The following is a 25,483-nucleotide window of genomic DNA, read 5'->3' on the forward strand; positions in this document are numbered from 1 at the left end:
CGTCGTGGCGCGCTCTGCCGCCGCCGTAGGATCGGAAGCATGGCGACGCACGCGAGATCGGCCGGTCGGGAGGGGCCCGATAAGCGCAGTAACCCCCGATCGCCCTTGGTGATCGATGTTTCCCGCCTGGGTCGGCGACCGGGTTCGTTCTTGGCTCACCAGGAAACGGTGCCCAGCCCGGTGCGGATCGGCGCCGAGCTGGTCGCCATCGAGAAGGGCGCGCCGCTGCAGCTCGATCTGCAGCTTCAGTCGGTTTCGGAGGGTGTGCTGGTCAGCGGAACCGTCTCGGCCCCCACCGTCGGCGAGTGCGCGCGTTGCCTGCAAGAGCTGACCGGCGATGTCGAGATCGACCTGACCGAGCTGTACGCCTACCCCGACAGCACCACTGACGAGACGACCGAGGCTGACGAGCTCGGTCGGGTGGGCGGCTCCGGGCAGGCCGACACGGTCGATCTGGAACAGCCGATCATCGACGCCGTCGGATTGGCATTGCCGTTCTCCCCGCTGTGTCGTCCGGATTGTCCGGGCCTGTGCCCCGATTGCGGTGTCGCGCTGGCCAGCGCCGAGCCGGGACATCACCACGACAAGATCGACCCTCGCTGGGCCAAGCTGGCCGCGATGTTGCCCGACGAAGAACGGCCCAGGGGCGACGAGTGACCGACCCGCACGCGGATTTGCTGGAGGCACTCGGCGTCGACCTCCCGGCCGAACTACTCACCATCGCGTTGACCCATCGCAGCTATTCCTACGAGAACGGTGGCCTGCCGACCAACGAGCGGCTGGAGTTCCTCGGCGACGCGGTGCTCGGATTGACGATCACCGAGGAGCTCTATCACCGCCACCCCGAGCGCTCGGAGGGGGATCTGGCGAAGCTTCGCGCCAGCATCGTCAACACCCAGGCGCTGGCCGATGTGGGCCGCGGGCTGACCGACGGCGGCCTCGGCACTCACCTGTTTCTGGGCAAGGGCGAGGAGAACTCCGGTGGTGCCGACAAGTCCAGCATCCTCGCCGATGGGGTTGAATCCCTGCTCGGCGCAATCTACTTGCAACACGGTCTGAGGACTTCGCGTGAGGTGATCCTGCGGTTGTTCGGTGAGCTGCTCGATACGGCGCCGACGCTGGGCGCCGGACTGGATTGGAAGAGCAGCTTGCAGGAGCTGACCGCCTCCCGCGGCCTCGGGGCTCCCAGCTATGTGGTGACCTCAACCGGGCCCGATCACGACAAGGAGTTCTCGGCGGTCGTGGTGGTGGCCGATGTCGAGTACGGAAGGGGCGTCGGTCGCAACAAGAAAGAGGCTGAACTCAAGGCGGCCGCCGCAGCCTGGAATGCACTCGACAATGCGTGAGCATCGATGCCCGAGCTACCCGAGGTAGAGGTAGTCCGCCGCGGGTTACAGGAACATGTTGCGGGCAAATCGATTTCGGCGGTGCGGGTGCATCATCCGCGCGCCATACGCCGTCATGAGGCCGGCCCCGCTGACCTGACCGCCCGGCTACTCGGTGCCCGCATCACCGGGACCGGTCGCCGCGGCAAGTATCTGTGGCTGACCCTGGGGGCCGACGACGGCGAGGAGACCGGCGCCTTGGTGGTGCACCTCGGGATGAGCGGCCAGATGCTGCTGGGGCCGATCCGTGACGATCGGCATCTGCGGATCGCCGCGATGCTCGACGACGGCACGGCCTTGAGCTTCGTCGACCAACGTACGTTCGGCGGCTGGCAGCTGGCCGAGTTGGTGACGGTCGACGGCACCGCGGTGCCGCAACCGGTGGCGCACGTAGCCCGTGATCCGCTCGACCCGCTCTTCGACCGCGACCATGTGGTTACCGTGCTGCGGCGCAAGCACTCTGAGATCAAACGTCAGCTGCTCGATCAGACCGTGGTGTCCGGTATCGGCAACATCTACGCCGACGAGGCACTGTGGCGGACCAAGGTCAACGGCGCCAGAACCGCAGCACTGCTGCCGCGTCGCCGACTGGCAGAAGTGCTCGACGCCGCGGCGGAGGTGATGACCGACGCGCTGAGTCAGGGCGGGACGTCATTCGATTCGCTGTATGTCAATGTCAACGGCGAATCCGGGTACTTCGAACGGTCGTTGGACGCCTACGGCCGCGAAGGGGAACCGTGCCGACGGTGCGGCGCGGTGATGCGCCGCGACAAGTTCATGAATCGGTCGTCGTTTTACTGTCCACGATGTCAGCCCCGCCCGAGGGGCCCGCGAGGCTGACGCCGCAGAGGTGAGCGGCGCTCATCGGATGCCGGACAGCTCCGGCGAGTCGGACATGCAGATCTTCCACGACCCGTTCTCCTTGCGCAGGTAGAACTTGGCCGCACCCCGGCTTGTCGACAGATCCACCACGGCCTTGTCACCGGTGACCGTGATCTTGCTGATCTCTGCGGTCTCGTTCGCGCCGGTGTTGTCGTGCGGAATATCGATCGCGTCCAAACCGCCTACCTTCTCGAAAAGGTCCTGATCGGCTTGGCAGAAGTAGGGCAGGGCGTCCTTGAAGTCACCTTTGTCGGCCATCACCTGTTCGAGGAATTCTCTGACCTCCTGCTCGGCCGAACTCTCGCCGGTCGAGGAGCCCGCGCTGATGCGGCCGTTGGACTTCGAATCGCCGCCCAGCCCGAAGATGAGGACGGCCCCGACCACCACGACCACCGCGAGGACCGCACCAGCGATCGCGAGCCATTTGCCGTTGCCACCTTTGGGCGGTTGCGGAGTGGGGTAGCCGTATGGCTGCTGCGGAGCGCCGTAAGGCTGGGCTCCGTAAGGCGTTCCGTAAGGCTGCTGGGGCGCTCCATACGGTGATCCGTAGGGGTTCTGAGGTTGTTGCGGCTGCTGCGGTGCCCCGTAGGGGGATCCGTAGGGCTGCTGCGGCTGCTGTGGTGGACCGTAAGGGGATCCGTAGGGCTGCTGCGGCTGCTGAGGTGCCCCGTAGGGCGAGCCGAAAGGCTGCTCGGGATTACCGCCGGTGTTCGGATATCCCTGAGGCCCGCCCTGCTGGTACGGCTGCTGCCACGGCTCGGGAGAACCCGGTGGCGGAGTGGGCGGATTACTCGGCGGATAGGTCACAGTGCTCCTCGGCGAAAGTCGGTCAGTCGAGTCTATCGTCGCTGTCTCGTTCGCCGGCGCCCCGAATCATGAGCGTCGGGGTGAATCGGCAGCCGTCACCGCCGGAATACCCGCGTGTCGCGACGTGTAGAAATACCGCATGACCGAACTTTGGGTTGACCGCACCGGTGTGCGCAGGTATGTCGGGCGCAGTTCGCGCGGTGCAGAGGTACTGGTCGGCAGCGAGGACGTCGAGGGCGTGTTCACCCCGGGCGAGTTGATGAAAATCGCCCTGGCGGCGTGCAGCGGCATGTCCAGTGACCAGCCACTGCGCCGCCGCTTGGGCGACGACTATCCGGCGACGATCCGGGTCTCGGGCCCGGCGGACCGGGAGCAGGAGCGTTACCCGCTGCTGGAGGAGAAACTCGAGATCGACGTGTCGAACCTCTCAGAAGCCGAGGTGGCCCGGCTGCTGACGGTGGTCGAACGCGCGATCGACCAGGTCTGCACAGTCGGCCGGACCCTCAAATCGGGCACAGAGGTGAAGTTCGAGGTCGCTAGTCGATGACCGGGCCGGAACTCCCCGCGGATGGGCCCGGCGCCGAGGTGCGCCTGAGTGCCTGGGTGCACGGTCATGTGCAAGGCGTGGGGTTCCGGTGGTGGACCCGGTCACGGGCGCTGGAGCTCGGCCTGACCGGGTTTGCTTCGAATCGCCCCGACGGCCGGGTGCACGTGGTGGCCCAGGGGCCGCGCGAGAAATGTCAGCGATTGCTTGAGCTGCTGCAGAGCGGGCAGACGCCGGGGTCGGTGGATCACGTCGTCGCAGATTGGGCGGATGCCGACGCCCCGATGGCGGGGTTTCGCGAACGGTAGCCGACTCGGCGGTAGGGTAAATCGCCGTGCACCTCAAGAGTCTGACGCTGAAGGGCTTCAAGTCCTTCGCTTCGCCGACGACTCTGCGTTTCGAACCCGGCATCACCTGCGTCGTCGGCCCGAACGGGTCGGGCAAGTCGAACGTGGTCGACGCACTGACCTGGGTGATGGGCGAGCAGGGTGCCAAGACCCTGCGCGGCGGCAAGATGGAGGACGTCATCTTCGCCGGCACGTCCTCGCGGGCGCCGCTGGGCCGCGCCGAGGTGACGCTGACCATCGACAACTCCGACAACGCGCTGCCGATCGAGTATTCCGAGGTGTCGATCACCCGCCGCGTGTTCCGTGACGGCGCAGGCGAATACGAGATCAACGGCAGCAGCTGCCGGTTGATGGATGTTCAGGAGCTGCTCAGCGACTCCGGCATCGGCCGCGAGATGCACGTCATCGTCGGCCAGGGCAAGCTCTCGGAGATCCTGGAGTCGCGTCCCGAAGATCGCCGCGCCTTCATCGAGGAGGCCGCCGGGGTGCTCAAGCACCGCAAGCGCAAGGAAAAGGCGGTGCGCAAGCTCGACTCGATGGCGGCGAACCTTGCCCGCCTGACCGACCTGACCACCGAGCTGCGCCGTCAGCTCAAGCCGCTGGGCCGTCAGGCCGAGATGGCCCGGCGCGCGGCGACGATCCAGGCCGATCTGCGTGATGCCCGGCTGCGCCTGGCCGCCGACGATTTGGTGCGGCGGCAGGTTGAGTTCCACAACACCAACCAGGCCGAGACCACGCTGCGCCGCGAGCACGATGAGGCGACCGTCCGGCTGGAGGCATCGACCGTCGAACTGCAGGCGCACGAGGCCGCCGTCGCTGAACTGACCCGCCGCGCCGAAGCGGCCCAGCAGACCTGGTTCCGAGCCTCGGCCCTGGCCGAACGGTTGAGCGCGACCGTGCGTATCGCGACCGATCGGGCCCAGTTGTTCGAGGCCGAGACCGAGGTGTCCACCGGACAGGATCCCGAGGCGCTCGAAGCCGAGGCCGACGAGGTTGCCGAGCTCGAAATGGAGCTGCTCGGCGAGCTCGAGGAGTCGCGCATCGTGTTGGAGACCGCCCGCGCCGAGCTGGCCGAGCGTGAGCAAATCGCCGCCGAGGCCGAGCGGGCGCATCTGGCGGCCGCTCGGGCCGAGGCTGACCGGCGTGAAGGGCTGGCCCGGTTGGCCGGTCAGGTCGACACGATGCGCACTCGGGTCGAGTCGATCGACGACGGGGTCATGCGCCTGTCGGTGAACATCGAGGAAGCCGCCGCCAAAGCCCAACAGACGCAGGCCGAATTCGAAACCGTGCAGAACCGCGTCGGCGAGCTCGACGCCGGGGAAGTGGGCCTGGATGACCAGCACGACCGCTCGGTGGCAGCGCTGCGGCTCGCCGACGAGCGGGTTGCCGAGCTGCAGGCCGCCGAGCGGGCCGCCGAACGGCAGGTGGCTTCGCTGCGGGCCCGTATCGAGGCTCTCTCGGTCAGCCTGGACCGGCGTGACGGGGCCGCCTGGTTGCAGAAAAACCACAGTGGCACAGGCCTTTTCGGCACCATCGGCGAGTACCTGAAGGTACAGCCGGGGCATGAGGTGGCGGTGGCGACGGTTTTGGGTGCCGCTGCCGACGCATTGGCGGCCGAGGATTTCGGGGTGGCCGCGGCTGCCGTGGCTGCGCTCAAAGAGTCCGACGGCGGCCGGGCGGCGCTGCTGCTGGGGGACTGGAGCGGCAACGGCTCGGCACCGTCAGGGGTGTTGCCCGACGGGGCGATCTGGGCCAACGACGTGGTCAGCGTTCCGGACCGGCTGCGCCCGGCGATCACCGCGATGCTCGCCGGGGTGGCGGTGGTGAGCGACCTGGCCACCGGAGTGCGGCTGGTATCGGGCCGGCCGGACCTGCGTGCGGTGACCGCGGATGGTGACCTGGTCGGCGCCGGGTGGATCAGCGGCGGCTCCGACCGCAAGCCGTCCACACTCGAGATCAGCGCTGAGATCGACAAGGCCCGAGCGGAACTGGAGATCGCCGACCGGCAGACCGGCGAGCTCGCCGCTGCACTGTCGGGGGCGCTCGCGGAGCAAGCGGCCCGGCAGGAATCGGCCGAAGAGGCGATGGCCGCGCTCAACGAATCCGATGCCGCGATTTCGGCGATCTATGAGCAGCTGGGCCGCTTGGGACAGGATGCCCGTGGGGCCGATGACGAATATCAGCGGCTGGTTCGTCAACGTGACGAGCTCGAGGCCGCACGCGGCAAGACGGTGGAGGAACTCGCCGAGCTGGAGTCGCGGTTGCACAACGCCGAGCAGCTGCCGACCTTCGAGGCCGAGCCGGTGGACCGGCAGACCACGGTAGCCGCCGCTGAGGCGGCGCGCTCGGTCGAGGTGGAGGCCCGGCTGGCGGTGCGTACCGCCGAGGAGCGCGCGAACGCGGTTCGCGGACGCGCTGATTCGCTGCGCCGGGCGGCTGCTGCCGAGCGCGAGGCCCGGGTGCGCGCGCAACGTGCCCGGGAAGCGCGCGAACACGCCGCGCGGGTGGCGGCGGCAGTGTCGGAGTCCGGCCGCGTGGTGGCCCAGCGCTTGAGCGCCGTGGTGTCGGTGGCTTCACGGATGCGCGACGAGTTGGCCACCGAGCGTCAGATGCGCGCCACCGCGCTGTCGCAGGTGCGCGACACGGTCAACGAACTCAACGCGCGGATCACCGCGCTCACCGACTCCCTGCACCGCGACGAGATGGCCAAAGCGCAAGCGGCACTTCGTATCGAACAGCTCGAAGCCCAGGTGCTCGAACAGTTTGGTATGCCCGCCGCCGACCTGATTGCCGAGTACGGCCCACAGGTCGCGTTGCCGCCCAGCGAGCTGGAGATGGCGGAGTACGAGCAGGCGCGCGAGCGCGGCGAACAGGTAATGGCGCCCGCCCCGATGCCGTTCGACCGGCCGATGCAGGAGCGCCGGGCCAAGAAAGCCGAGCGTGAGCTCTCCGAGCTCGGCCGGGTCAATCCGCTTGCACTGGAAGAGTTTGCGGCGTTGGAAGAGCGCTACAACTTCTTGTCGACCCAGCTGGAAGACGTCAAGGCCGCGCGCACCGATCTTCTCGACGTCATCGCTGATGTCGACACGCGCATCCTGCAGGTGTTCACCGAGGCCTACGTCGACGTGGAGCGCGAATTCGAGCAGGTGTTCGCCACGCTGTTCCCCGGCGGAGAGGGTCGGCTGCTGCTGACCAACCCGGCCGACATGCTGACCACCGGCATCGAGGTGGAGGCCAGACCGCCGGGCAAGAAGATCAAACGACTGTCGCTGCTGTCCGGTGGTGAGAAGTCGCTGACCGCGGTGGCGATGCTGGTGGCGATCTTCCGGGCCCGGCCCTCTCCGTTCTACGTGATGGACGAGGTCGAGGCTGCCCTCGACGATGTCAACCTGCGCCGCCTGATCAGCCTTTTCGAGCAGCTGCGGGAGAAGTCCCAGCTGATCGTGATCACCCACCAGAAGCCCACGATGGAGGTGGCCGACGCGCTCTACGGTGTGACGATGCGCGGCGACGGCATCACCACCGTGATCTCGCAGCGCATGCGGGGACAGGAACTGGCAGCCAACCCGAGCTGACTCGGTTGCCGCGCCGATCGGTCGCTCGGCGCGGGCCCTATGCCGCGTCGGAATGTCCCGAACGGTGCTGCCGGCGCGACTTGCCTTGCGTATCGCTGTCTTTCGTGCCCCTGGTTCCGGTTTTCGGGTGGGCTGACTTGCCGTCATCGAAGCGATGGTGTGCGCGGGCCCGACGAGGTGGATCTTGGGGCGCATCCGCCTGCGCGTGGGTTGCACCAGCGGACGGCTTCTTGGAGATCAGCGGCCGTCGCAATGACCGGACATGCTCGGCCTTCGATGTCGGCTGTTGCTTGTCCTGACGCCGCGGCGCCTCGAACTCGGATTCGGTCTTGTCGCCCGGCGTGGTTTTCACCTCGGCATCCGGTGTGCCGACTCCGGCCTGCGGCCCGGCGATGTCGCTGCGCTGCTTTGCTGCCGCAGCGTCGGGCGCGAGCCGATCGGGAGCCGGCTTTTCCACTGTGCCAAGGGTTTCTGTGTCGGTATCGGCCGTTTTGATGCCCAGGTCGGTGAGCGCGTTGCGCACCCCCTCCTTGGCCGCAGCTCTCAGGTCCGAGGCCAGTTTGTCCAGATCGATGCGAGGTAGCAGCCCGGCTCGGGTCGGAACGCCCATGTTCTCCGGTGTGCGGTCGTAGCCCAGGTCGATGAGCACCCGCAGGGTCGGCTCGGCCAGATCGAGCAGTGGGTCGAGAATTCCGATGGTGCGCAACGGCTGCAGCAGCGGCAGGTGCTCGGTGTGAACCAGGTAATAGGTGGTGTTGCCGGACGTGTAGGACTGGTAGGTGGTCGGATCGTCCAGGTCGATCACGGACGACCCGTAGTTCGGATGCAGGTAGAAGTAGCCCATCAGGGCGTTGAGGTCGGCCAGCAGATTCAGTGGGTACTTGGGGAAGTCGGCGATCAAGTCGTACTCACGGGCCACGTCGATCGTCTGGTACTCGTCGTCCGGGGTGGCACCGTCGAAGGTGACCCCGAGGATCGGGATGTACAGCCCTTCGAACCGGGCCAGAATTCCGCCGTTGGGCCGATTCGGGTTGGCCACGAACACGAACGAAAGTTCGTCGGGTGAGGGCACGGCCGCACCCTGGGCGCGGAGTTCGGCCAGGTTGCGCTTCTCCCGGGTGGCGATGTTGGCGCTCTGCGAATAGCCCACGACGATCTTCTCACCGGGGGTCGCCAGGACGGCGTTGTTCAGGCCGAGCACGCCACGAGCCACCGAGGTGTCGAAGCTGACATCGGTCAGGCCGGTGGCCGGCCAGAAGTGCTCCGGTGTCTGCACCCAGTCAAGGTCGTCGTCTCCGAGATGCCAGTCGGACAGATAGGTGCTGTTCACCTGGTCCACGTAGGTGCCGGCGCCCCATTGGTGCGGATCTCCCAGCGCTTTCATCCCGGTGCCACCCATGATCAGTGCCGTTGCCGCCAGTTGTACGAGCGTGGTCATGCTGGCCGTCAGCACCAGCCCGACCGTCCCGGACACGGCGACCAGAGTCAGTGCCAGCCCCCGAAGCGCGCGAATGTGCATCTTTGCCCCTCCCTTTTTCGCGAGAAATCCCAAGGGAAAGACCACGTGCCCACCGGATGCTGAAGCCATTCCCGACCCGCTTTGGATCGTGGACCACGTTTACGGTGCGTGTCAGCGAATTGAAAAAAGTCGCATAAAAAATGAAGTATGCAGGTCAAGATTGAAGAAATATATAATGGCGGGCCACACAGCTAAGCCGTAGAGGAAATCTACGGCTGGCGAGACAATGTTTGAGCTCGTGTGTGGAGGCGAGGAAATGCCGCTGTGGTACGAGAGTGTACCGCCATTTTGTGCCGTGCGGAATACCGATTTTTCCCACCGACGCAGGAATGTGCCGGGCCGGTCGCACCGGGTGGTACGCGGGGCCGGTCGTGCCCACGTCAGCGCCCTGAGACAATGGCGGACGTGACAGAAGGTGCGTTGTTGGGTCTGTGGATCGCCATCGCGGTCGTAGCCGTTCTGGTCGTCGTGGCGCTCGTCGTGGGGCTGGTCCGCTACCGGCGGCGGCGGATCAGCCTGTCGGGGGGTGACGGCACCAAGCCGATCGACCGCTCGGGCGGTTACACGGCTTCTTCGGGTATCACGTTCAGCCAGTCGGGCACGCCGACGGTCGAACGTCTCGACACCACCGGAATGCCCGCGGTCGGCGATGACGCAACCATTCCTCGGGATGCGCCCAAACGCACCATCTCCGATGTTCAGCTGCCCGAACCGCCGGTTGAGCCGCAAACGCCGCAGCCGCCGGCCGAACCGGAAGTGGTGGCCGAACCGGCCGAACCGGAACCGGCCGAACCGGAACCGGCCGAACCGGCACCGGCTGAGGCGCAAGATCCGGTCGCCGCCGCGGTCGAGGAAATCGCCCCGCCGGAAGGGCGAATGGACCGGCTGCGCGGCCGGCTGGCCAAGTCGCAGAACGCGTTGGGCCGCAGCATGCTCGGATTGCTGGGCGGCGGCGATCTCGACGAGGACTCATGGGAGGCCGTCGAGGACACCCTGTTGATCGCCGACCTCGGCCCGGTCGTCACCGCCTCCGTCGTCGGGGCCCTGCGCGAGAAGATGGCCGCAAAGAACGTGCGCAGTGAAGCTGACGCCCGCGCGGTACTGCGCGAGGTGCTGATGTCGGAGCTTCGGCCCGATCTGGACCGTTCCATCAAGGCTCTGCCTCATGCGGACAAGCCGTCCGTGTTGTTGGTGGTGGGTGTCAACGGCACCGGCAAGACCACCACGGTGGGCAAGCTGGCGCGGGTGCTGGTGGCCGATGGCCGCCGCGTCGTCCTCGGTGCCGCCGACACGTTCCGTGCCGCGGCTGCCGACCAGTTGCAGACCTGGGGTTCGCGGGTGGGGGCTGACGTGGTGCGTGGGCCCGAGGGGGCCGATCCGGCGTCGGTGGCCTTCGATGCCGTCGATGACGGGATCAAGACCGGGGCCGATGTCGTCGTGATCGACACCGCCGGCCGCCTGCACACGAAAACCGGCCTGATGGACGAACTCGGCAAGGTCAAGCGGGTGGTCGAGAAGCGTGCCGCCGTCGACGAGGTGCTGCTGGTGCTCGATGCCACCATCGGCCAGAACAGCCTGCCGCAGGCCAAGGTGTTCGCCGAGGTCGTCGACATCACGGGGGTGGCGCTGACCAAGCTCGACGGCACCGCCAAGGGCGGGATCGTGTTCCGGGTCCAGCAGGAACTCGGAGTCCCGGTCAAGCTCGTCGGACTCGGCGAAGGTCCCGACGACCTCGCCCCGTTCGAGCCGGCAGCGTTCGTCGACGCTCTGCTGGGCTGACGCCGTCCCCCGGGGCGGTGAGACTGGCGCAACATGAGTGTAACGGCGATCCGGGTTGCGTTCACGTTGACGAAACGTGAGCGCATCACCGATGAAACGCCTGCGAACGAACCTCATCGGGAGGCCGATCTTTCGGCGCACTTCCCAAGGAGGTTCACACAAAGTGGTCTTAGCCCTACCTGACGAATCGTTCGCCGCATTCGACAGCGGCGACACGGCGTGGGTGCTCGTCAGCGCCGCATTGGTGTTGCTGATGACGCCGGCGCTGGCGTTCTTCTACGGCGGCCTCTCCCGGCAGAAGTCCGTGCTCAACATGATGATGATGTCCTTCGGAGCTATTGGCGTGGTCAGCGTCATCTACGTGCTGTGGGGCTACTCGATGTCCTTCGCCTCGGCGCACACCGGCGGATCCGACATCGCCGGGATCTTCGACAACCCCTTCTCGCTGTTCGGTCTGACCCAGTTACTGGAGACCCGGGAGATCGGCGGCCAGGAGCTGCATGTCATCGGTGGGTTCGGGTCTGTCCCGGCGATCGTGTGGGTGGCTTTCCAGCTCACCTTCGCGGTCATCACCGTCGCGCTGATCAGCGGCGCCCTGGCCGAACGCGTCAAGTTCGGCACTTGGCTGCTGTTCACCGGGATCTGGGTCACCGTGGTGTACTTCCCTCTGGCCCACATGGTTTGGGGCGGCGGCCTGTTGTCGGGCAACGAGCGCGGCTTCGCCTCTTGGTTGTTCGGAACCACAGTCGGTGATGACGGCACGGCGGCGGCCACGGTGGCTCCCATCGACTTCGCCGGTGGCACGGTGGTGCACATCAACGCAGGTATGGCCGCGCTGGTGCTGGCGATCCTGGTCGGCCGGCGCCGCGGATTCGGCAAGATGGCCTTCCGGCCGCACAACATTCCGTGGGTCATGCTCGGTGCCGCACTGCTGTGGTTCGGCTGGTTCGGATTCAACGTCGGTTCGGAAGGCGCTGCCGATGCCACTGCCGGCCTGGTCTGGATCAACACCACTGCCGCCACCGCCGCCGCGATGCTGGGTTGGCTACTGGTCGAGCGCCTTCGCGACGGTCATCCGACCAGCGTCGGTGCCGCTTCCGGAATCGTGGCCGGTCTGGTGGCCATCACCCCGGCCTGCGGCGCGCTCAGCCCGATCGGATCGCTGTTCCTGGGAGCGATCGCCGGTGCGCTGTCTGCTCTGGCCATCGGTCTGAAATACAAGTTCGGTTACGACGATTCGCTCGATGTGGTCGGTGTGCACCTCGTTGCCGGTTTGTGGGGCACGATCGGAATCGGCTTCTTCGCCACCGAATCCGGCCTGTTCTACGGCGGCGGCGTCAAGCAGCTGGTCGTCCAGATCGTGATCGCGGCCGCGGCAACTCTATTCACCGCGGTGATGACTGCCATCATTGCTTTGGCCCTCAAACCGCTGGGCTGGCGTGTCGCAGAGGAAGATGAGGCGACCGGTATCGATGAGACCGAGCATGCGGAAACGGCTTACGAGCTCGCCTGATCGGGAACAATTGCCCTGGAAGGGATGGAATTTATGAAGCTGATCACTGCGATCGTCAAGCCGTTCACGCTCGAGGATGTCAAGACCGGGCTCGAGCAGACGGGCATTCTGGGAATGACGGTCAGCGAGGTACAGGGCTACGGCCGTCAGAAGGGCCATACCGAGGTCTACCGCGGTGCCGAGTACTCGGTCGATTTCGTACCGAAGGTTCGGGTGGAGGTCGTGGTCGACGATTCCGCGGTCGACAAGGTTGTGGATGTCATCGTGCAGGCCGCACGCACCGGCAAGATCGGCGACGGGAAGGTATGGGTCAGCCCGGTCGACACCGTGGTTCGGGTGCGTACCGGTGAACGGGGAGCTGACGCGCTGTAGCCGGGGCGTCTGTGAGACGTCTTCTCCCCGGCCAGCACTCGCGTGAGCATTATCCGGTGATCGGCCGGGGAGGAGTCGAGATGACAGAGAACAGACCAGAAGTCGGGGCCTCTCCTCGGGAGGCCCTGGCGCCGTCCCGGCCCGCCAATGACCTGGCCGCGGCGGTCCAACAGTTGCTCTCCGGCGGATCGCGTCAACTGGATGCGGCTGCCCTGCGGCACGCCTTGCTCGATCTCCATGAATTCTGGCTCGCCACAAAGGCTGCCGAGATCGGGATCACCGCCACCAGTGGATTCTCCATCGTGGCCACCGGTGGTCTGGGGCGCGGCGAGATGTTGCCGTATTCCGACCTCGACTTGACGTTGTTGCATGACAACATGCCCGTCGAACTCGTCTCCGAGGTCGCGGAGAAGCTTTGGTATCCCTTGTGGGACGCCAATATTCGAATCGACCACAGCGTGCGTACGGTGCCCGAGGCGCTCAATGTGGCCGGTGAGGACATCTCGGTGGGCCTGGCCATGCTGGACGCACGCCACATCGCCGGTGACGCCGACCTGTCGGCGTTGCTGGTCGGCGGGGCGCGCCGACAGTGGCGGATCGGAATCGCCTCGCGGTTCGACGAACTCGTCGAGCACGCACAGTCGCGGTGGGAGCGCAGCGGCCAGATCGCGCACCGCGCCGAGCCGGATCTGAAGTCCGGCCGGGGCGGTCTGCGGGACGTTCAACTGCTCAACGCGCTCGCGATCGCACAACTGGCCGACGTGTATCCGAGTCGGGCGCTGGCCTCTCCGACCAGGACCCTGGGCGATGCCCACCTGGCGCTGCTGAATGTGCGCACCGAACTACACCGGGCTTCCGGCCGGGGCCGGGAGTTGTTGCTGGCCCAGCACGCCGACGAGATCGGCGCGGCGTTGCGGATCGGGGACCGATTCGACCTGGCCCGTACCCTCTCGGATGCGGCCCGCACCGTCAGCTACTACGTCGACTCCGGGATCCGCACCGCCGCCAACGCCCTGCCGAAACGTGGGTTTGCCGCGTTGCGTCGCCCGGTGCGCCGGCCGCTCGACGAAGGGGTGGTCGAATATGCCGGCGAGGTGATCCTGGCCCGCGACGCCCGTCCGCAACGTGACCCGGGCCTGATCCTGCGGGTCGCGGCCGCATCGGCCGGCACCGGGCTGCCGATGGCGGTGTCCACCTTGAGCAGGCTGGCCGAGACTGCACCGGAACTGCGCACGCCGTGGCCGCGGCAGGCCCTCAAGGACCTCCTGGTCCTGCTCGCATCCGGGCCCGCCGCCGTGGCCACCATCGAGGCCCTGGACCGGACCGGTCTGTGGGGCCGACTGTTCCCCGAGTGGGGTGCGGTACGGGATCTGCCGCCGCGGGACGTGGTGCACATCTGGACCGTCGATCGCCACCTGGTTGAAACCGTCTCGCGCGCGGGCGCTTTCACCACCCGGGTGTCGCGTCCGGATCTGCTGCTGCTGGGTGCGCTGTGCCACGACATCGGCAAGGGTCGCGGCGGGGACCACAGCGTGATCGGTGCGGAGTTGGCCACGCAGATCGGCACCCGGCTGGGCCTGTGGCCCTCCGACATCGAGGTGCTGTCGAAGATCGTCCGCTACCACTTGCTGCTGCCCGACACCGCAACGCGACGAGATCTGCAGGACCCCAAGACCATTGACACGGTAGCCGCCGCGCTCGGTGGGGACATGGTGCTGCTGGAGCTGCTTCACGCCCTGGCTGAGGCCGATTCGCTGGCCACCGGGCCCGGGGTGTGGGGGGATTGGAAGGCATCGCTGATCGGTGACCTGGTCAGACGGTGCCGTCTGGTGATGGCGGGTGAACCGTTGCCGCAGCCCGATCCCGTCGAGCCGCGGTTCATGGAGCTGGCCGCAAACGCCGGTGTCCATGTCGAGCTCACCCCGGGCGACGGCCCGCACATCCACAACGTGACGATGATCGCCGCGGACCGGCGGGGCCTGCTGTCGAAGGCCGCCGGCGTGCTGGCGTTGAATTCCCTGCGGGTCCACTCGGCATCGGTCAACAGTCACGACGGTTCGGCGATCAACACCTTCGTGGTCTCACCGCACTTCGGTGCTCCGCCGCCGGCCGAGCTGCTGCGCCAGCAGTTCATCCTGGCGCTCGAGGGCGAACTGGACGTCATCGGTGCGCTGCAACGGCGCGATCAGGAGGCGGCTCAGCATCCGGCCGGCCGCGCCGGCGAGATCCTCGCCTCGGTGCCGGCCAACCACGTGCCGCCCCCGCCGCGCATCCTGTGGTCCACCGGGTCCGAGCCGTCCGATCTGATCGTCCAGATCCGCACAGTCGACCGGGCGGGTCTGCTGGCCAGGCTCACCGCGGTGTTCGAACGGGACGGCGTCGACATCGCCTGGGCCAAGGTGACCACGCTGGGGTCTTCGGTGGTCGACGTGTTCTGCATCAACGCCCCGGCACTGGCCGCCGATGAGGCCGGCCGGGCGGCGTTCCGCGAGGAGCTGGAGCGCGACATGCTCGCGATCCTGCCCGCCCCGCCGCCGAAACCGGCCAAAGCGGTGGAGCAAGCGGGCTGACCGGTTGAGCGGGCCGGCCGGTGGGCTCACCACCCCGCCCCGACCCGGCCGCTAGGCTTACCACGTGTTTGAGAGCCTGTCTGACCGGTTGACCGGAGCCCTGCAGGGCCTACGCGGCAAGGGGCGGTTGACCGACGCCGATATCGACGCCACGGCGCGCGAGATCCGGTTGGCCCTGCTCGAGGCTGACGTCTCGCTGCCGGTGGTGCGTGAGTTCGTCGCACGGATCAAGGATCGCGCCAAGGGCGCCGAGGTCTCGGCCGCGCTGAATCCCGCGCAGCAGGTGGTCAAGATCGTCAACGAGGAGCTCATCGGCATCCTCGGTGGTGAAACGCGCCAACTGAACTTCGCCAAGAACCCGCCGACGGTGATCATGCTGGCCGGTCTGCAGGGTGCCGGTAAGACCACTTTGGCCGGCAAGCTGGCGAAATGGCTTAAAGGACTCGGGCACACCCCGTTGCTGGTGGCGTGTGACCTGCAGCGGCCCGGCGCGGTCAACCAGCTGCAGATCGTCGCCGAGCGTGCCGGCGTGGCTGCCTTCGCCCCGCATCCGGGCACCGGCCCTGATGGCGAGGTCAGCACAGCGGTCGGTGGGCTCGGAGATCCGGTGGCAGTCGCTTCGGCCGGTCTGGCCGAGGCCCGTGCCAAGCACTTCGACGTGGTCATCGTCGACACCGCCGGCCGGCTCGGTATCGACGAGGAGCTGATGGGTCAGGCTGCGGCCATCCGCGACGCCGTGAAGCCCGATGAGACCCTGTTCGTGCTCGACGCGATGATCGGTCAGGACGCCGTCGCCACCGCCGAGGCCTTCCGTGAGGGCGTCGGCTTCACCGGTGTCGTTCTGACCAAACTCGACGGTGACGCCCGCGGTGGTGCCGCGCTGTCGGTCCGCGAGATCACCGGCGTGCCGATCCTGTTCGCCTCCGCGGGGGAGAAGCTCGAAGACTTCGACGTCTTCCACCCCGACCGGATGGCCAGCCGCATCCTCGGCATGGGCGATGTGCTCACCCTCATCGAGCAGGCCGAGCAGGTCTTCGACCAGCAGAAGGCCGAGGAGGCCGCAGCCAAGATCGGCTCCGGTGAGCTGACGCTGGAGGACTTCCTCGAGCAGATGCTGGCGATCCGCAAGATGGGTCCGATCGGCAACCTGCTGGGCATGTTGCCCGGGGCCGGTCAGATGAAGGACGCGTTGGCCGCGGTCGACGACAAGCAGTTGGATCGCGTGCAGGCCATCATCCGCGGCATGACCCCCGCCGAACGGGCCGACCCGAAGATCATCAACGCCTCCCGGCGGCTACGCATCGCCAACGGCTCCGGTGTCACGGTGTCGGAGGTCAACCAGCTGGTGGACCGGTTCTTCGACGCCCGCAAGATGATGTCGTCGATGGCCGGCCAGATGGGCATGCCGTTCGGCCGCAAGAACTCGCCGCGCAAGGCGGCCAAGGGCAAGAACAAGCAGGCCGGCAAGAAGAAGGGCCGTCAGTCAGGGAAAGGTCCGACCCCGCCGCGCAACCCGTTGGGTGCCGGGATGCCGGCCGGCTTCCCCGATCTGTCGAACATGCCCAAGGGCCTGGACGAATTGCCGCCCGGCCTGGCCGATTTCGACCTGTCCAAACTGAAATTCCCGGGCCAGAAGTAGTTCGGTGCTGCACCTGCGCGGACGCGCCCTGCCCGACGGCGAGCCCGTCGAGTGGTGGGTCGCCCACGGGGTGCTGTCGGCGGAACCGATCGCCAACGCCGACACGGTCTTTGACGGTGGCTGGATCATTGCGGGTCTGGTCGACGCGCACTGCCACGTGGGTTTGGGGCCCGGCGGCGCGGTGTCGCTCGACGAGTCGGTGGTGCAGGCCGAGATCGAGCGCGACGCCGGTGCGCTGCTGCTGCGCGATGCCGGATCGCCCGTGGACACCCGTAGCTTTGACGATCGCGAGGACCTGCCGCGCATCATCCGGGCCGGGCGGCATTTGGCCCGCCCCAAGCGCTATTCGCCGGGTTTGCCGATCGACATCGAGGACGAGTCGCAACTGCCCGCGGCCGTCGCCGAGCAGGCGCGGTGGGGTGACGGCTGGGTGAAGCTGGTCGGCGACTGGATCGACCGGGGTGTCGGGGACTTGGCGCCGCTGTGGTCTGACGAGATCCTCAAGACGGCGATCGCCGCCGCTCACGCCGAGGGGGCACGGGTGACGGCGCACGTGTTCGGCGAGGATGCGCTTCCGGGGCTCATCAACGCCGGTATCGACTGCATCGAGCACGGCACCGGGGTCACCGACGCCACCATCGAATTGATGCTGGAGCACGGCACGGCGCTGGTGCCCACCCTGATCAACATCGACAACTTTCCCGGGATCGCCGACGCGGCAGGCAAGTACCCGACGTATGCCAAACACATGCGGGATCTGTATGCCTCTTGCCGCAGCCGGGTCGGCGCGGCCTACGAGGCGGGGGTGCCGATTTTCGCGGGTACCGATGCCGGCGGGATGATCGCCCACGGTCGCATCGCCGACGAGATCGAGGCGCTCAAGGGCATCGGTATGAGCCCGACCGCAGCACTGGGCGCGGCCAGTTGGGATGCCCGGGCCTGGCTGGGCCGGCCCGCGTTGGAGCACGGGGCACCGGCGGATCTGGTCTGCTACACCGAGGATCCGCGCCTCGGCGGTGTCAGCCACCCAGATCTGGTGATCTTGCGCGGCAAAGTCTGGCGTTGATCCCGCGCCGAGGACGCAGAAGTGTGAGTGGACCGCGCCGCCAGCGCAGAATCGAAGGCTAGTAGACGTCGCGCAGGTAGCGGTGGGTCTTGATCAGGTCGTTGACGTAGGCGTGCGCGGCGTCGGCGTCCATGCCGCCGGCGTCGGCGATGATCTGGTGCAGGGCGGCATCGACATCCTTGGCCATACGGTCGGCATCACCACACACGTAGAGGTACGCGCCGTCCTGTAGCCAGCTGAACAACTCGGCCGCGTTCTCTCGCATCCGGTGCTGCACATACACTTTCGTGCTCTGATCGCGGGAGAAGGCCACGTCGAACCGGGTGAGCGTGCCGGAGTCGGCGAAGCCTGTCAGCTCCTCGCCGTACAGGAAGTCGGTGGTGCGGCGCCGGTCCCCGAAGAACAGCCACGAGCGGCCCGGCGCGGCGGTGGCCCGACGTTCCTGCAGGAAAGCCCGGAACGGCGCGATGCCGGTGCCAGGGCCGATCATGACGATCGGCACATCGGCTGCGGGCAGCCGGAAATGATGGTTGGGGCGCAGGTGAACTCGAACCGTCTGAGTGCGTTCGGCCAGATAGGTCGAGGCCACACCGCCATATCGGCGGTCGGTGCCCGGGTAGCGCACGGTGCCCACGGTCAGATGCACGCTGTCGGGGTGCACCAGCGGGCTCGAGGCAATCGAGTAATCGCGGAACTGTAACGGGCGCAACGTATCGATGACGTCTTCGACGGTGAGGTCGGCGCGCCTGATCAGATCGAGGACGTCCTCGCCGTAGGCCGCCGGGCCCGCCAGGTCCTGGAGTGCGCGTGAGGGGGTGCGGATCTCGAACTGCTCGGCGAGCAGGACCCCCAATGTCTCCTCCGCCTCGGCTACCCGGTACTCGGGGCCGACATTGAGTTCGGTCAGGATCGCCGCGACGAGGTCGGGGTCGTTGACGGCGTGGACGGCCAGCGAATCGCCTGCCTGGTAAGCGATCCCGGAGTCCGTGAGGTCCAGCTCGTAGTGACGCACCTCCTTGTCGGAGTCTGCTGCGGTGAGCAGCCGATTCACCGTGAGGGGAGCAGCGTGATGAGGATTGCGTTCCTGCGCGCGAAGCGGGGGCTCGGCAGGCGAGGTCTCGAGGACGGAGACGGTGGCGGTCGGGCCGGCGTGGGCGGCCACGAGTTGTTTGACGAGATCGGTGGTCCAGGCGGCGGCGGGTTCCTCGTAGTACCCGTCCACGTCGACGCGGTCGGCCAGCCGGGTGGCGCCGAGCTCTTCGAGCCGGGCATCGAGGAGTTTTCCTGCGTTGCAGAACAATTCGTAGGACGTGTCCCCAAGGGCGAGCACAGCGAAACTCATGTGCTCCAGCCGCGCGGTCGCGGCGCTGATCGCTTCCCAGAACAGTGTGGCGGTGTCGGGGAACTCGCCGTCGCCGAACGTGGACGTGACGACGATGAAATGCGTTGTGGTGCCGAGACGGTCTAGCTCCACCTGGTTGAGTTCGACGGCCTCGGCGGGAATTCCGGCGGCCGTGGCGGCTTCGGCGAACGACATGGCTGCGTCTTCGGCGTTGCCCATGTCGGTGCCATAGGCGACCACCAGCGAGAATTCCCGGTCGGACACATCGGCTCCCTTCATCGCGTGATCCACGCCGAATTTAGGGTTACCTTAGTTTGGAGCGAGTCCCGCTGGGGCCCTACCTTTTAGCGCCTGCGCTCATGGTCAGCGTGAGAAGCCGTAGTCGAACAGGTCGATCGCCTGACCGTAGAGATCGCCCGTGCCGTACATCTGGACCACGACCAGGCGCCGGTTACCGCGTTGCGCCGCGCCCACATAGGTCTTGCGGGCCAGATCGGTATATCCGGTCTTGCCGGCGATGTCGCCGGGGTAGCGCTGGAGCAGTTCGTTCTGGTTGGTCAGCGTCTTGCCCGGGAATTGCGCCGTGGGTTGGCGCATGATCTGTGCGATCAGCGGATACCTCAGCGCCGCGCGCAGGATCACCGCGAGGTCGTGTGGGGTGGTGACGGTCTCCCAGCCGGGCCCGTCGAGTCCCGATGGTGAGGATGCCCGGGTGTTGCGGGCGCCGACACTGGCCGCCTTGCGCGTCATCGCCGCCACGGTGGCCGGTTGGCCGCCGAGCATGTCGGCAAGCATGTTGGCCGCGTCGTTGCCCGACACCATGAGCAGCGCTTCGAGCAGCTGGCGGGTGGTGTAGGGCTGCCCCGGCACGAGGCCCACGCACGAGCATTCGACCTTGGTGTGCGACTGGTTGGCCCGGGCGAAATTGTCGGGACGGAGGTGGTCGAGCACGACCATCGCCAACAATGGCTTGATCGTGCTGGCCGGGGCGTACGAACCGTTGGGATCTTTGGACGCCAGCACCTGGCCGGTGTCCATGTCGGCGACGAGCCAGGCCTTGGCGGGCCCGTCGGGAATCTGCGCGCCTGCCGGCTGAACGCCCGGCTGCGCGTTCGCGGCGGGGGTGACCGCGAGCACCGCGCCGAGGGCGAGCACGGTCGCCGCGAAACGTCGTCGCACGGAGCTAGACGCTACGGATCACAGGACTCGGTCAGCGTGCGATCAGGTCTCCGTATGGTTGCGGCGCCGGAGTGCGGCATCAGCCCGCTACAGCTGGCTGATGCCCGCCGAGCGGTCCTGCGCGAAACCCCAGTCCAAGAGGCTGGTGGCCTGGTCCCAGTAGGTCGGGCCACCTTCCTTGACCAACCCGTACATCATGGCGATCACCAACCGGCGGCCGTCGCGCTGTGCAGCGCCGACGAACGTCTTGCGAGCCACATCGGTGAAACCGGTCTTACCGCCGAGCATGCCTGGATAGCGGCCCAACATCTCGTCCTGGTTGACCAACGTGACCGGTCCCGTGGCGCCTGGGAAGGACGCCGATGGGGATGACGTGATCGCCGCGAACGTCGGATTCGCCAGCGCGGCGCGGAAGATCACGGCCAGGTCCCGCGGCGTGGTGGACCCATCGATGCCGGGGCCGTTCAGACCCGATGGTGACCCGGCATGGGTGGCGTTCGCGCCGAGCGCGGCGGCCTTGGCGTTCATCTTGGCCACTGCGGAGTCGGTCCCGCCGAGCAGGTGCGCCAATGTGTTGGCGGCGTCGTTGCCGGACACCAGCAGTGCCGCATCCAGTAGCTGCCGCATCGTGTAGGTGCGTCCGGCTTTGATCCCGACGCAGGTGCACTCGACCTTGGCGTCGGCTTCGTCGGCGACGACCGTCGCATCCAACGGAAGCTCGTCGATGGCCACCAGCGCCAACAGAGTCTTGATGGTACTGGCGGGGGCGTGCGGAACGTATTGATCTCTGCCGGCCAGGATCTGCCCGGTATCCATGTCGGCGACGATCCAGGCCGGGGCCGGGCCGTCCGGGATGGGCGTCGCGCCGACCTGCTGCACGCTGCTGTCGGCGAAGGCGGCAGGGGAACCGGGTAGAGATGTAGGGAGAAGTGCAGCGAGACACAGCGAGATCGCGCCGACGAGCCTGCCCATGTCCATTGACCCTAGTGGCACAATCCGCGTGCATCGGTGTGTGAGGAAGATCCGACGAATTCGAGGTGTGAAACCGTGGCCGAGACCGCCGCTATGCCGGAGGCCGAACGTAAGTGGATGATCGACACGCTGCTGGCGTTGCTGCAGACCCCGAGTCCGTCGGGACGCACAGACGCCGTGATGCAGTTGATCGGCGATACTCTCAACGATTTCGGTGTGCCGTTCACGTTGACCCGGCGCGGTGCGTTGACCGCCGAACTGCCTGGTGAGTCGCCAACGATCGACCGAGCGCTGGTGGTGCACTCCGACACCATCGGTTGCATGGTCCGAAATCTGAAGGACAACGGTCGCCTCGAATTGGTCCCGGTCGGCACATTCTCCGCACGGTTCGCTGCGGGTGCGCGGGTGCGCATCTTCTCCGACGACCCCGACGAGTTCTTCACGGGCACGATCATGCCGCTCAAGGCCAGCGGGCACGCCTACGGCGACGAGATCGACACCCAGCCCACCGACTGGGATCACGTCGAGGTGCGGGTGGACCGAAATGTGTCGACGCGTGCGGATCTGGAACGGCTGGGTCTGAACGTCGGTGACTTCGTCGCGCTGATCGCCAGCCCCGAACTCACCCAGGACGGCTTCGTGGTGTCGCGGCACCTCGACGGGAAGGCCGGGGTGGCGGTCGCGCTGGCCCTGGCCAAAACCATCTCGGAGCAGAAGATCGTGCTGCCGCACCGCGCCACGCTGATGGTGACCATCACCGAGGAAGTGGGGCACGGTGCCAGCCACGGACTTCCGCCCGACGTGGCCGAGTTGGTCTCGGTGGACAACGCGGTCTGCGCCCCCGGACAGCACTCGATAGAACACGGCGTGACGATCCCGATGGCCGACCTGCACGGCCCGTTCGACTATCACCTGACCCGCAAGCTCTGCCGCCTGGCCGAGGGACAGGGCATCCCGTTCGCGCGGGACGTGTTCCGCTACTACCGGTCCGACGCGGCGGCTGCCATCGAGGCGGGCGCAGGGACCCGGGCGGCGCTGGTGGGGTTCGGTCTGGACGGCAGCCACGGCTGGGAACGGACGCACCTGGACTCGTTGGAGGCCACCTACCTACTGCTGAATGCCTGGCTGCAGACACCGTTGACGTTTGAGGCATGGGATTCCAGCCCGACCGGTGCGTTGCGTGACTTCCCGTCCTCGAAGCAGCCGGCCCCCAGTGAGCAGTGGGTGCCGTTGTCCCGCGGCGACTTCACCGAGCCGGGGCACGCCTCGCCAGGGACGCATTGGCCGCCGTCGGAGGGCCCTCAATCCTGACCTGGTGTTGAATCGAGACATGTTGAGCCTGGCCGAGATTTCGGATCGCCTGGAGATCCAGCAGTTGTTGATCGACTACTCCACGGCGATTGACCGCCGACTGTTCGACGACCTGGATGCGGTGTTCACACCCGACGCCTACATCGACTACCGGGCTATGGGCGGTATCGACGGCCAGTACCCCCAGGTCAAGGCCTGGTTGGCCGAAGTGCTGCCGAACTTCCCGGCCTACGCCCACATGCTCGGCAACTTCGATGTGCGGATCACCGGGGACACCGCGTCGTCGCGCACGATCTGCTTCAACCCCATGGTGCTGCCGGGGTTGGAGCAACAGGTGTTGTTCTGCGGGTTGTGGTACGAGGACGAGTTCGTCCGGACCGCCGACGGCTGGCGGATGAGCCGCCGCGTCGAGACCAAATGTTTCGACAAGGTGGTCTGACTCCGCGCGATTTTGGCCCGTACTGCCTGCTCTGGCACAATTGTCGGCTGTCTGCCGTGCGACTCGTTCAATGCGCTGCGCGGCGGTCACACACGTAAGGCAAAACCGGATCGGGCAATTCCGCCCGCATCGCCGAATTGCAGCGTGACATTCGAGGAGAAGTCTCAACCATGGCTGTCAAGATCAAGCTCACCCGGCTTGGCAAGATCCGCAACCCCCAGTACCGCATCGCCGTCGCCGACGCGCGCACCCGCCGCGAAGGCCGCGCCATCGAGGTCATCGGCCGTTACCACCCCAAGGAAGAGCCGAGCCTGATCGAGATCGATTCGGAGCGCGCGCAGTACTGGCTGGGTGTCGGTGCTCAGCCCACCGAGCCGGTGCTGGCCCTGCTGAAGATCACCGGTGACTGGCAGAAGTTCAAGGGCCTGCCGGGCGCCGAGGGCACGCTGAAGGTCAAGGAGCCCAAGCCGTCCAAGCTGGACCTGTTCAATGCGGCGCTGGCCGAGGCCGAGAGCGGCACCGGTGCCGCCGCCGTCACGCCGAAGAAGAAGAAGGCTCCCAAGAAGGACGAGGCCGCCGAGGCTGAGGCGCCGGCTGCTGAGGCCGCGGCTGACGAAGCCGCAAGCGAGAGCTGAGCACCGCGGTGAGTTCTGTCGTGGTCGACGCCGTCGAGCACTTGGTCCGCGGCATCGTGGACAACCCCGACGACGTACGCGTCGACATGGTCACCAGCCGCCGCGGGCGGACCGTCGAAGTGCACGTGCATCCCGATGACCTGGGTAAGGTCATCGGCCGTGGCGGCCGCACCGCCACGGCGTTGCGGACCCTGGTCGCGGGTATCGGTGGACGCGGAATTCGCGTCGACGTGGTGGACACCGACCAGTAGCGTCGGATCCATGGACCTGGTTGTCGGGCGGGTTGTCAAAGCTCACGGCATTTCCGGTGAGGTTGTCGTCGAGGTCCGCACCGACGACCCCGATGCCCGGTTCGCCCCTGGCGTGGCCCTGCGGGGCCGCGCCAAAGGGGGTGCCGAGCGTGAGTTCTCCGTCGAGTCCGTGCGTGATCACGCGGGTCGGCTGCTGATTCGTCTGGCCGGTGTTGCCGATCGCAATGCCGCCGACGCGTTGCGTGGCACGGTGTTCGTCGTCGACACCGCCGACCTGCCCGCGATCGATGATCCCGACGAGTTCTATGACCACGAACTCGAAGGCCTGCGGGTCGTGACGACAGACGGGTCCGTGGTGGGCGTGGTTCGCGAGGTGCTGCACACCGCGGCCGGCGAGCTGTTGTCGGTCAAAGCCGATCCGGATGGACGTGAAGTGCTCGTGCCGTTCGTCAGCGCCATCGTCACCTCGGTGTCCCGGGACACCGGCACCGTGGTCATCGATCCTCCAGACGGTCTGCTGAACCTGGACCAGGTCTGACGGGCCGCGCAGTGCGTATTGACGTCGTCACGATCTTCCCGGCCTACCTCGACCCGATCCGTCAGTCGTTGCCCGGCAAGGCGATCGACGCGGGAATCCTGTCCGTTGCGGTGCACGACCTGAGGAATTGGACTCATGATGTGCACCGGTCGGTGGATGACTCACCGTACGGCGGCGGGCCGGGAATGGTCATGAAAGCTCCGGTGTGGGGCGCGGCGCTTGACGAAATCTGTTCTGAAGAAACGCTTCTGGTGGTACCGACCCCAGCTGGGCGGCTGTTCACCCAGGCGGTGGCCGAGCGGTGGAGCACTGAGTCGCACCTGGTGTTCGCCTGCGGGCGGTACGAAGGGATCGATCAGCGGGTGGCCGAGGATGCGGCTCGCCGGATGCGGGTCGAAGAGGTCTCGATCGGCGATTATGTCCTCAACGGCGGCGAGTCTGCGGCCCTGGTGATGATCGAGGCCGTGGTCCGCTTGATGCCCGATGTATTGGGCAATCCCGCGTCGCATCAACAGGATTCGCATTCCGATGGCCTTCTCGAAGGGCCCAGCTACACCCGTCCGCAGAGTTGGCGCGGGCTCGACGTACCCGATGTGCTGCTGTCGGGGGATCACGCCAAGGTGGCAGCCTGGCGCCATGCGCAATCGCTGCAGCGTACCCGCGAGCGCAGGCCGGATTTGCTCGACGGGTCCTAGGAGTCTGCTGAATTATTTCGGCGTGGTGGCCGGGTTTGTGGCGATGTTCTCGAGATGATGGGCGGGTGCAGGGGCGTTCTGATGATCAGCGTGAGTTGTTGGATGCGGAGTCGGTAGCGGGGC

At 66.9% G+C, this 25,483-nt stretch carries 23 protein-coding genes; 18 read left to right on the top strand and 5 right to left on the bottom strand.

Annotation, left to right across the window (positions count from 1 at the left end; all coding sequences use genetic code 11):
- Positions 1–39 precede the first annotated feature (39 nt).
- Genes BKG60_RS12105 through mutM form a run of 3 tightly spaced genes read left to right on the top strand, consistent with a single transcriptional unit; the run spans position 40 to position 2,225 of the window.
- Positions 40–657: a YceD family protein gene (locus tag BKG60_RS12105; RefSeq protein ID WP_070187874.1), complete on the top strand. Its 618-nt coding sequence runs from the start codon at positions 40–42 to the stop codon at positions 655–657.
- Positions 654–1,346, top strand: coding sequence for a ribonuclease III (gene rnc, locus BKG60_RS12110; protein WP_070947144.1), 693 nt, complete (start codon positions 654–656; stop codon positions 1,344–1,346). The genes BKG60_RS12105 and rnc overlap by 4 nt, the downstream gene beginning before the upstream one ends.
- Positions 1,347–1,352: 6 nt before the next feature.
- Positions 1,353–2,225: a bifunctional DNA-formamidopyrimidine glycosylase/DNA-(apurinic or apyrimidinic site) lyase gene (gene mutM / locus BKG60_RS12115; protein WP_070947143.1), complete on the top strand. Its 873-nt coding sequence runs from the start codon at positions 1,353–1,355 to the stop codon at positions 2,223–2,225.
- A gap of 21 nt (positions 2,226–2,246) precedes the next feature.
- On the opposite strand, the gene BKG60_RS12120 is transcribed toward mutM, so the two are convergent.
- On the bottom strand, positions 2,247–3,074 hold the full coding sequence (locus BKG60_RS12120; RefSeq protein ID WP_070187877.1) for an Rv0361 family membrane protein: 828 nt from the start codon (positions 3,072–3,074) through the stop codon (positions 2,247–2,249).
- Between the two features lie 139 nt (positions 3,075–3,213).
- Here BKG60_RS12120 and BKG60_RS12125 point away from each other — a divergent pair, with 139 nt between their 5' ends.
- Genes BKG60_RS12125 through smc form a run of 3 tightly spaced genes read left to right on the top strand, consistent with a single transcriptional unit; the run spans position 3,214 to position 7,540 of the window.
- A complete protein-coding gene (locus BKG60_RS12125; protein ID WP_070187878.1) occupies positions 3,214–3,621 on the top strand; it encodes an OsmC family protein in 408 nt (135 codons plus the stop codon).
- Entirely contained in the window at positions 3,618–3,926 is a 309-nt protein-coding gene (locus tag BKG60_RS12130; RefSeq protein WP_070187879.1) for an acylphosphatase, read from the top strand. Before BKG60_RS12125 ends, BKG60_RS12130 begins: the two co-directional genes overlap by 4 nt.
- Before the next feature lie 26 nt (positions 3,927–3,952).
- A complete protein-coding gene (gene smc / locus BKG60_RS12135; RefSeq protein WP_070947141.1) occupies positions 3,953–7,540 on the top strand; it encodes a chromosome segregation protein SMC in 3,588 nt (1,195 codons plus the stop codon).
- A 37-nt stretch (positions 7,541–7,577) separates the two neighbouring features.
- Here smc and BKG60_RS12140 read toward each other — a convergent pair whose 3' ends face one another.
- Positions 7,578–9,059 carry a PE-PPE domain-containing protein gene (locus BKG60_RS12140; protein ID WP_075909657.1) on the bottom strand — a complete coding sequence of 494 codons (1,482 nt, stop codon included), beginning with the start codon at positions 9,057–9,059 and terminating at the stop codon, positions 7,578–7,580.
- Positions 9,060–9,455: 396 nt separating this feature from the next.
- Between BKG60_RS12140 and ftsY the strand changes: the two genes are divergently transcribed.
- From ftsY to BKG60_RS12170, 6 genes are all read left to right on the top strand, one after another.
- Positions 9,456–10,838: a signal recognition particle-docking protein FtsY gene (gene ftsY, locus BKG60_RS12145; RefSeq protein ID WP_070187882.1), complete on the top strand. Its 1,383-nt coding sequence runs from the start codon at positions 9,456–9,458 to the stop codon at positions 10,836–10,838.
- A 163-nt stretch (positions 10,839–11,001) separates the two neighbouring features.
- A complete protein-coding gene (locus BKG60_RS12150; RefSeq protein ID WP_070187883.1) occupies positions 11,002–12,351 on the top strand; it encodes an ammonium transporter in 1,350 nt (449 codons plus the stop codon).
- 33 nt (positions 12,352–12,384) lie between these two features.
- A complete protein-coding gene (locus BKG60_RS12155; RefSeq protein ID WP_003881099.1) occupies positions 12,385–12,723 on the top strand; it encodes a P-II family nitrogen regulator in 339 nt (112 codons plus the stop codon).
- Between the two features lie 80 nt (positions 12,724–12,803).
- Positions 12,804–15,293, top strand: coding sequence for a [protein-PII] uridylyltransferase (locus BKG60_RS12160; RefSeq protein WP_070947139.1), 2,490 nt, complete (start codon positions 12,804–12,806; stop codon positions 15,291–15,293).
- A 64-nt stretch (positions 15,294–15,357) separates the two neighbouring features.
- Complete coding sequence (ffh, locus tag BKG60_RS12165; protein WP_070187885.1) at positions 15,358–16,932, top strand: signal recognition particle protein; 1,575 nt, start codon at positions 15,358–15,360, stop codon at positions 16,930–16,932.
- 4 nt (positions 16,933–16,936) lie between these two features.
- Positions 16,937–17,998, top strand: coding sequence for an amidohydrolase family protein (locus BKG60_RS12170; RefSeq protein WP_070187886.1), 1,062 nt, complete (start codon positions 16,937–16,939; stop codon positions 17,996–17,998).
- 58 nt (positions 17,999–18,056) lie between these two features.
- On the opposite strand, the gene BKG60_RS12175 is transcribed toward BKG60_RS12170, so the two are convergent.
- From BKG60_RS12175 to BKG60_RS12185, 3 genes are all read right to left on the bottom strand, one after another.
- Positions 18,057–19,619 (bottom strand): diflavin oxidoreductase, encoded by a 1,563-nt coding sequence (locus tag BKG60_RS12175; protein WP_070188025.1) that lies wholly within the window; start codon positions 19,617–19,619, stop codon positions 18,057–18,059.
- 84 nt (positions 19,620–19,703) lie between these two features.
- Positions 19,704–20,519, bottom strand: coding sequence for a D-alanyl-D-alanine carboxypeptidase (locus BKG60_RS12180; RefSeq protein WP_070187887.1), 816 nt, complete (start codon positions 20,517–20,519; stop codon positions 19,704–19,706).
- Between the two features lie 87 nt (positions 20,520–20,606).
- Positions 20,607–21,491, bottom strand: a complete 885-nt coding sequence (locus BKG60_RS12185; RefSeq protein ID WP_070188026.1) for a D-alanyl-D-alanine carboxypeptidase family protein — start codon at positions 21,489–21,491, stop codon at positions 20,607–20,609.
- Between the two features lie 75 nt (positions 21,492–21,566).
- Between BKG60_RS12185 and BKG60_RS12190 the strand changes: the two genes are divergently transcribed.
- The 6 genes from BKG60_RS12190 to trmD all read left to right on the top strand — a co-directional run bounded on the left by BKG60_RS12190 (position 21,567) and on the right by trmD (position 25,360).
- Positions 21,567–22,802 (top strand): osmoprotectant NAGGN system M42 family peptidase, encoded by a 1,236-nt coding sequence (locus BKG60_RS12190; protein WP_070187888.1) that lies wholly within the window; start codon positions 21,567–21,569, stop codon positions 22,800–22,802.
- A 19-nt stretch (positions 22,803–22,821) separates the two neighbouring features.
- A complete protein-coding gene (locus BKG60_RS12195; RefSeq protein ID WP_070187889.1) occupies positions 22,822–23,241 on the top strand; it encodes a nuclear transport factor 2 family protein in 420 nt (139 codons plus the stop codon).
- 170 nt (positions 23,242–23,411) lie between these two features.
- Positions 23,412–23,876: a 30S ribosomal protein S16 gene (gene rpsP / locus BKG60_RS12200; RefSeq protein WP_070187890.1), complete on the top strand. Its 465-nt coding sequence runs from the start codon at positions 23,412–23,414 to the stop codon at positions 23,874–23,876.
- 8 nt (positions 23,877–23,884) lie between these two features.
- On the top strand, positions 23,885–24,127 hold the full coding sequence (locus BKG60_RS12205) for an RNA-binding protein (protein WP_003881089.1): 243 nt from the start codon (positions 23,885–23,887) through the stop codon (positions 24,125–24,127).
- A 10-nt stretch (positions 24,128–24,137) separates the two neighbouring features.
- Complete coding sequence (rimM, locus tag BKG60_RS12210; protein ID WP_070187891.1) at positions 24,138–24,665, top strand: ribosome maturation factor RimM; 528 nt, start codon at positions 24,138–24,140, stop codon at positions 24,663–24,665.
- Positions 24,666–24,676: 11 nt separating this feature from the next.
- On the top strand, positions 24,677–25,360 hold the full coding sequence (gene trmD, locus BKG60_RS12215; protein ID WP_070947138.1) for a tRNA (guanosine(37)-N1)-methyltransferase TrmD: 684 nt from the start codon (positions 24,677–24,679) through the stop codon (positions 25,358–25,360).
- The last annotated feature ends 123 nt before the right edge of the window (positions 25,361–25,483 follow it).

This window comes from Mycobacterium syngnathidarum, from assembly GCF_001942625.1.
Lineage (GTDB): Bacteria > Actinomycetota > Actinomycetes > Mycobacteriales > Mycobacteriaceae > Mycobacterium > Mycobacterium syngnathidarum.

Bases quoted from the DNA above. Each gene is read 5' to 3' on its own strand.
- BKG60_RS12195 (WP_070187889.1), top strand. From the start codon at position 22,822: ATGTTGAGCCTGGCCGAGATTTCGGATCGCCTGGAGATCCAGCAGTTG.
- BKG60_RS12130 (WP_070187879.1), top strand. From the start codon at position 3,618: ATGACCGGGCCGGAACTCCCCGCGGATGGGCCCGGCGCCGAGGTGCGC.
- rimM (WP_070187891.1), top strand. From the start codon at position 24,138: ATGGACCTGGTTGTCGGGCGGGTTGTCAAAGCTCACGGCATTTCCGGT.
- BKG60_RS12155 (WP_003881099.1), top strand. From the start codon at position 12,385: ATGAAGCTGATCACTGCGATCGTCAAGCCGTTCACGCTCGAGGATGTC.
- BKG60_RS12140 (WP_075909657.1), bottom strand. From the start codon at position 9,059: ATGCACATTCGCGCGCTTCGGGGGCTGGCACTGACTCTGGTCGCCGTG.
- BKG60_RS12175 (WP_070188025.1), bottom strand. From the start codon at position 19,619: ATGAAGGGAGCCGATGTGTCCGACCGGGAATTCTCGCTGGTGGTCGCC.
- ftsY (WP_070187882.1), top strand. From the start codon at position 9,456: ATGGCGGACGTGACAGAAGGTGCGTTGTTGGGTCTGTGGATCGCCATC.
- rpsP (WP_070187890.1), top strand. From the start codon at position 23,412: ATGGCTGTCAAGATCAAGCTCACCCGGCTTGGCAAGATCCGCAACCCC.
- BKG60_RS12160 (WP_070947139.1), top strand. From the start codon at position 12,804: ATGACAGAGAACAGACCAGAAGTCGGGGCCTCTCCTCGGGAGGCCCTG.
- BKG60_RS12185 (WP_070188026.1), bottom strand. From the start codon at position 21,491: ATGGGCAGGCTCGTCGGCGCGATCTCGCTGTGTCTCGCTGCACTTCTC.
- BKG60_RS12105 (WP_070187874.1), top strand. From the start codon at position 40: ATGGCGACGCACGCGAGATCGGCCGGTCGGGAGGGGCCCGATAAGCGC.
- mutM (WP_070947143.1), top strand. From the start codon at position 1,353: ATGCCCGAGCTACCCGAGGTAGAGGTAGTCCGCCGCGGGTTACAGGAA.
- BKG60_RS12125 (WP_070187878.1), top strand. From the start codon at position 3,214: ATGACCGAACTTTGGGTTGACCGCACCGGTGTGCGCAGGTATGTCGGG.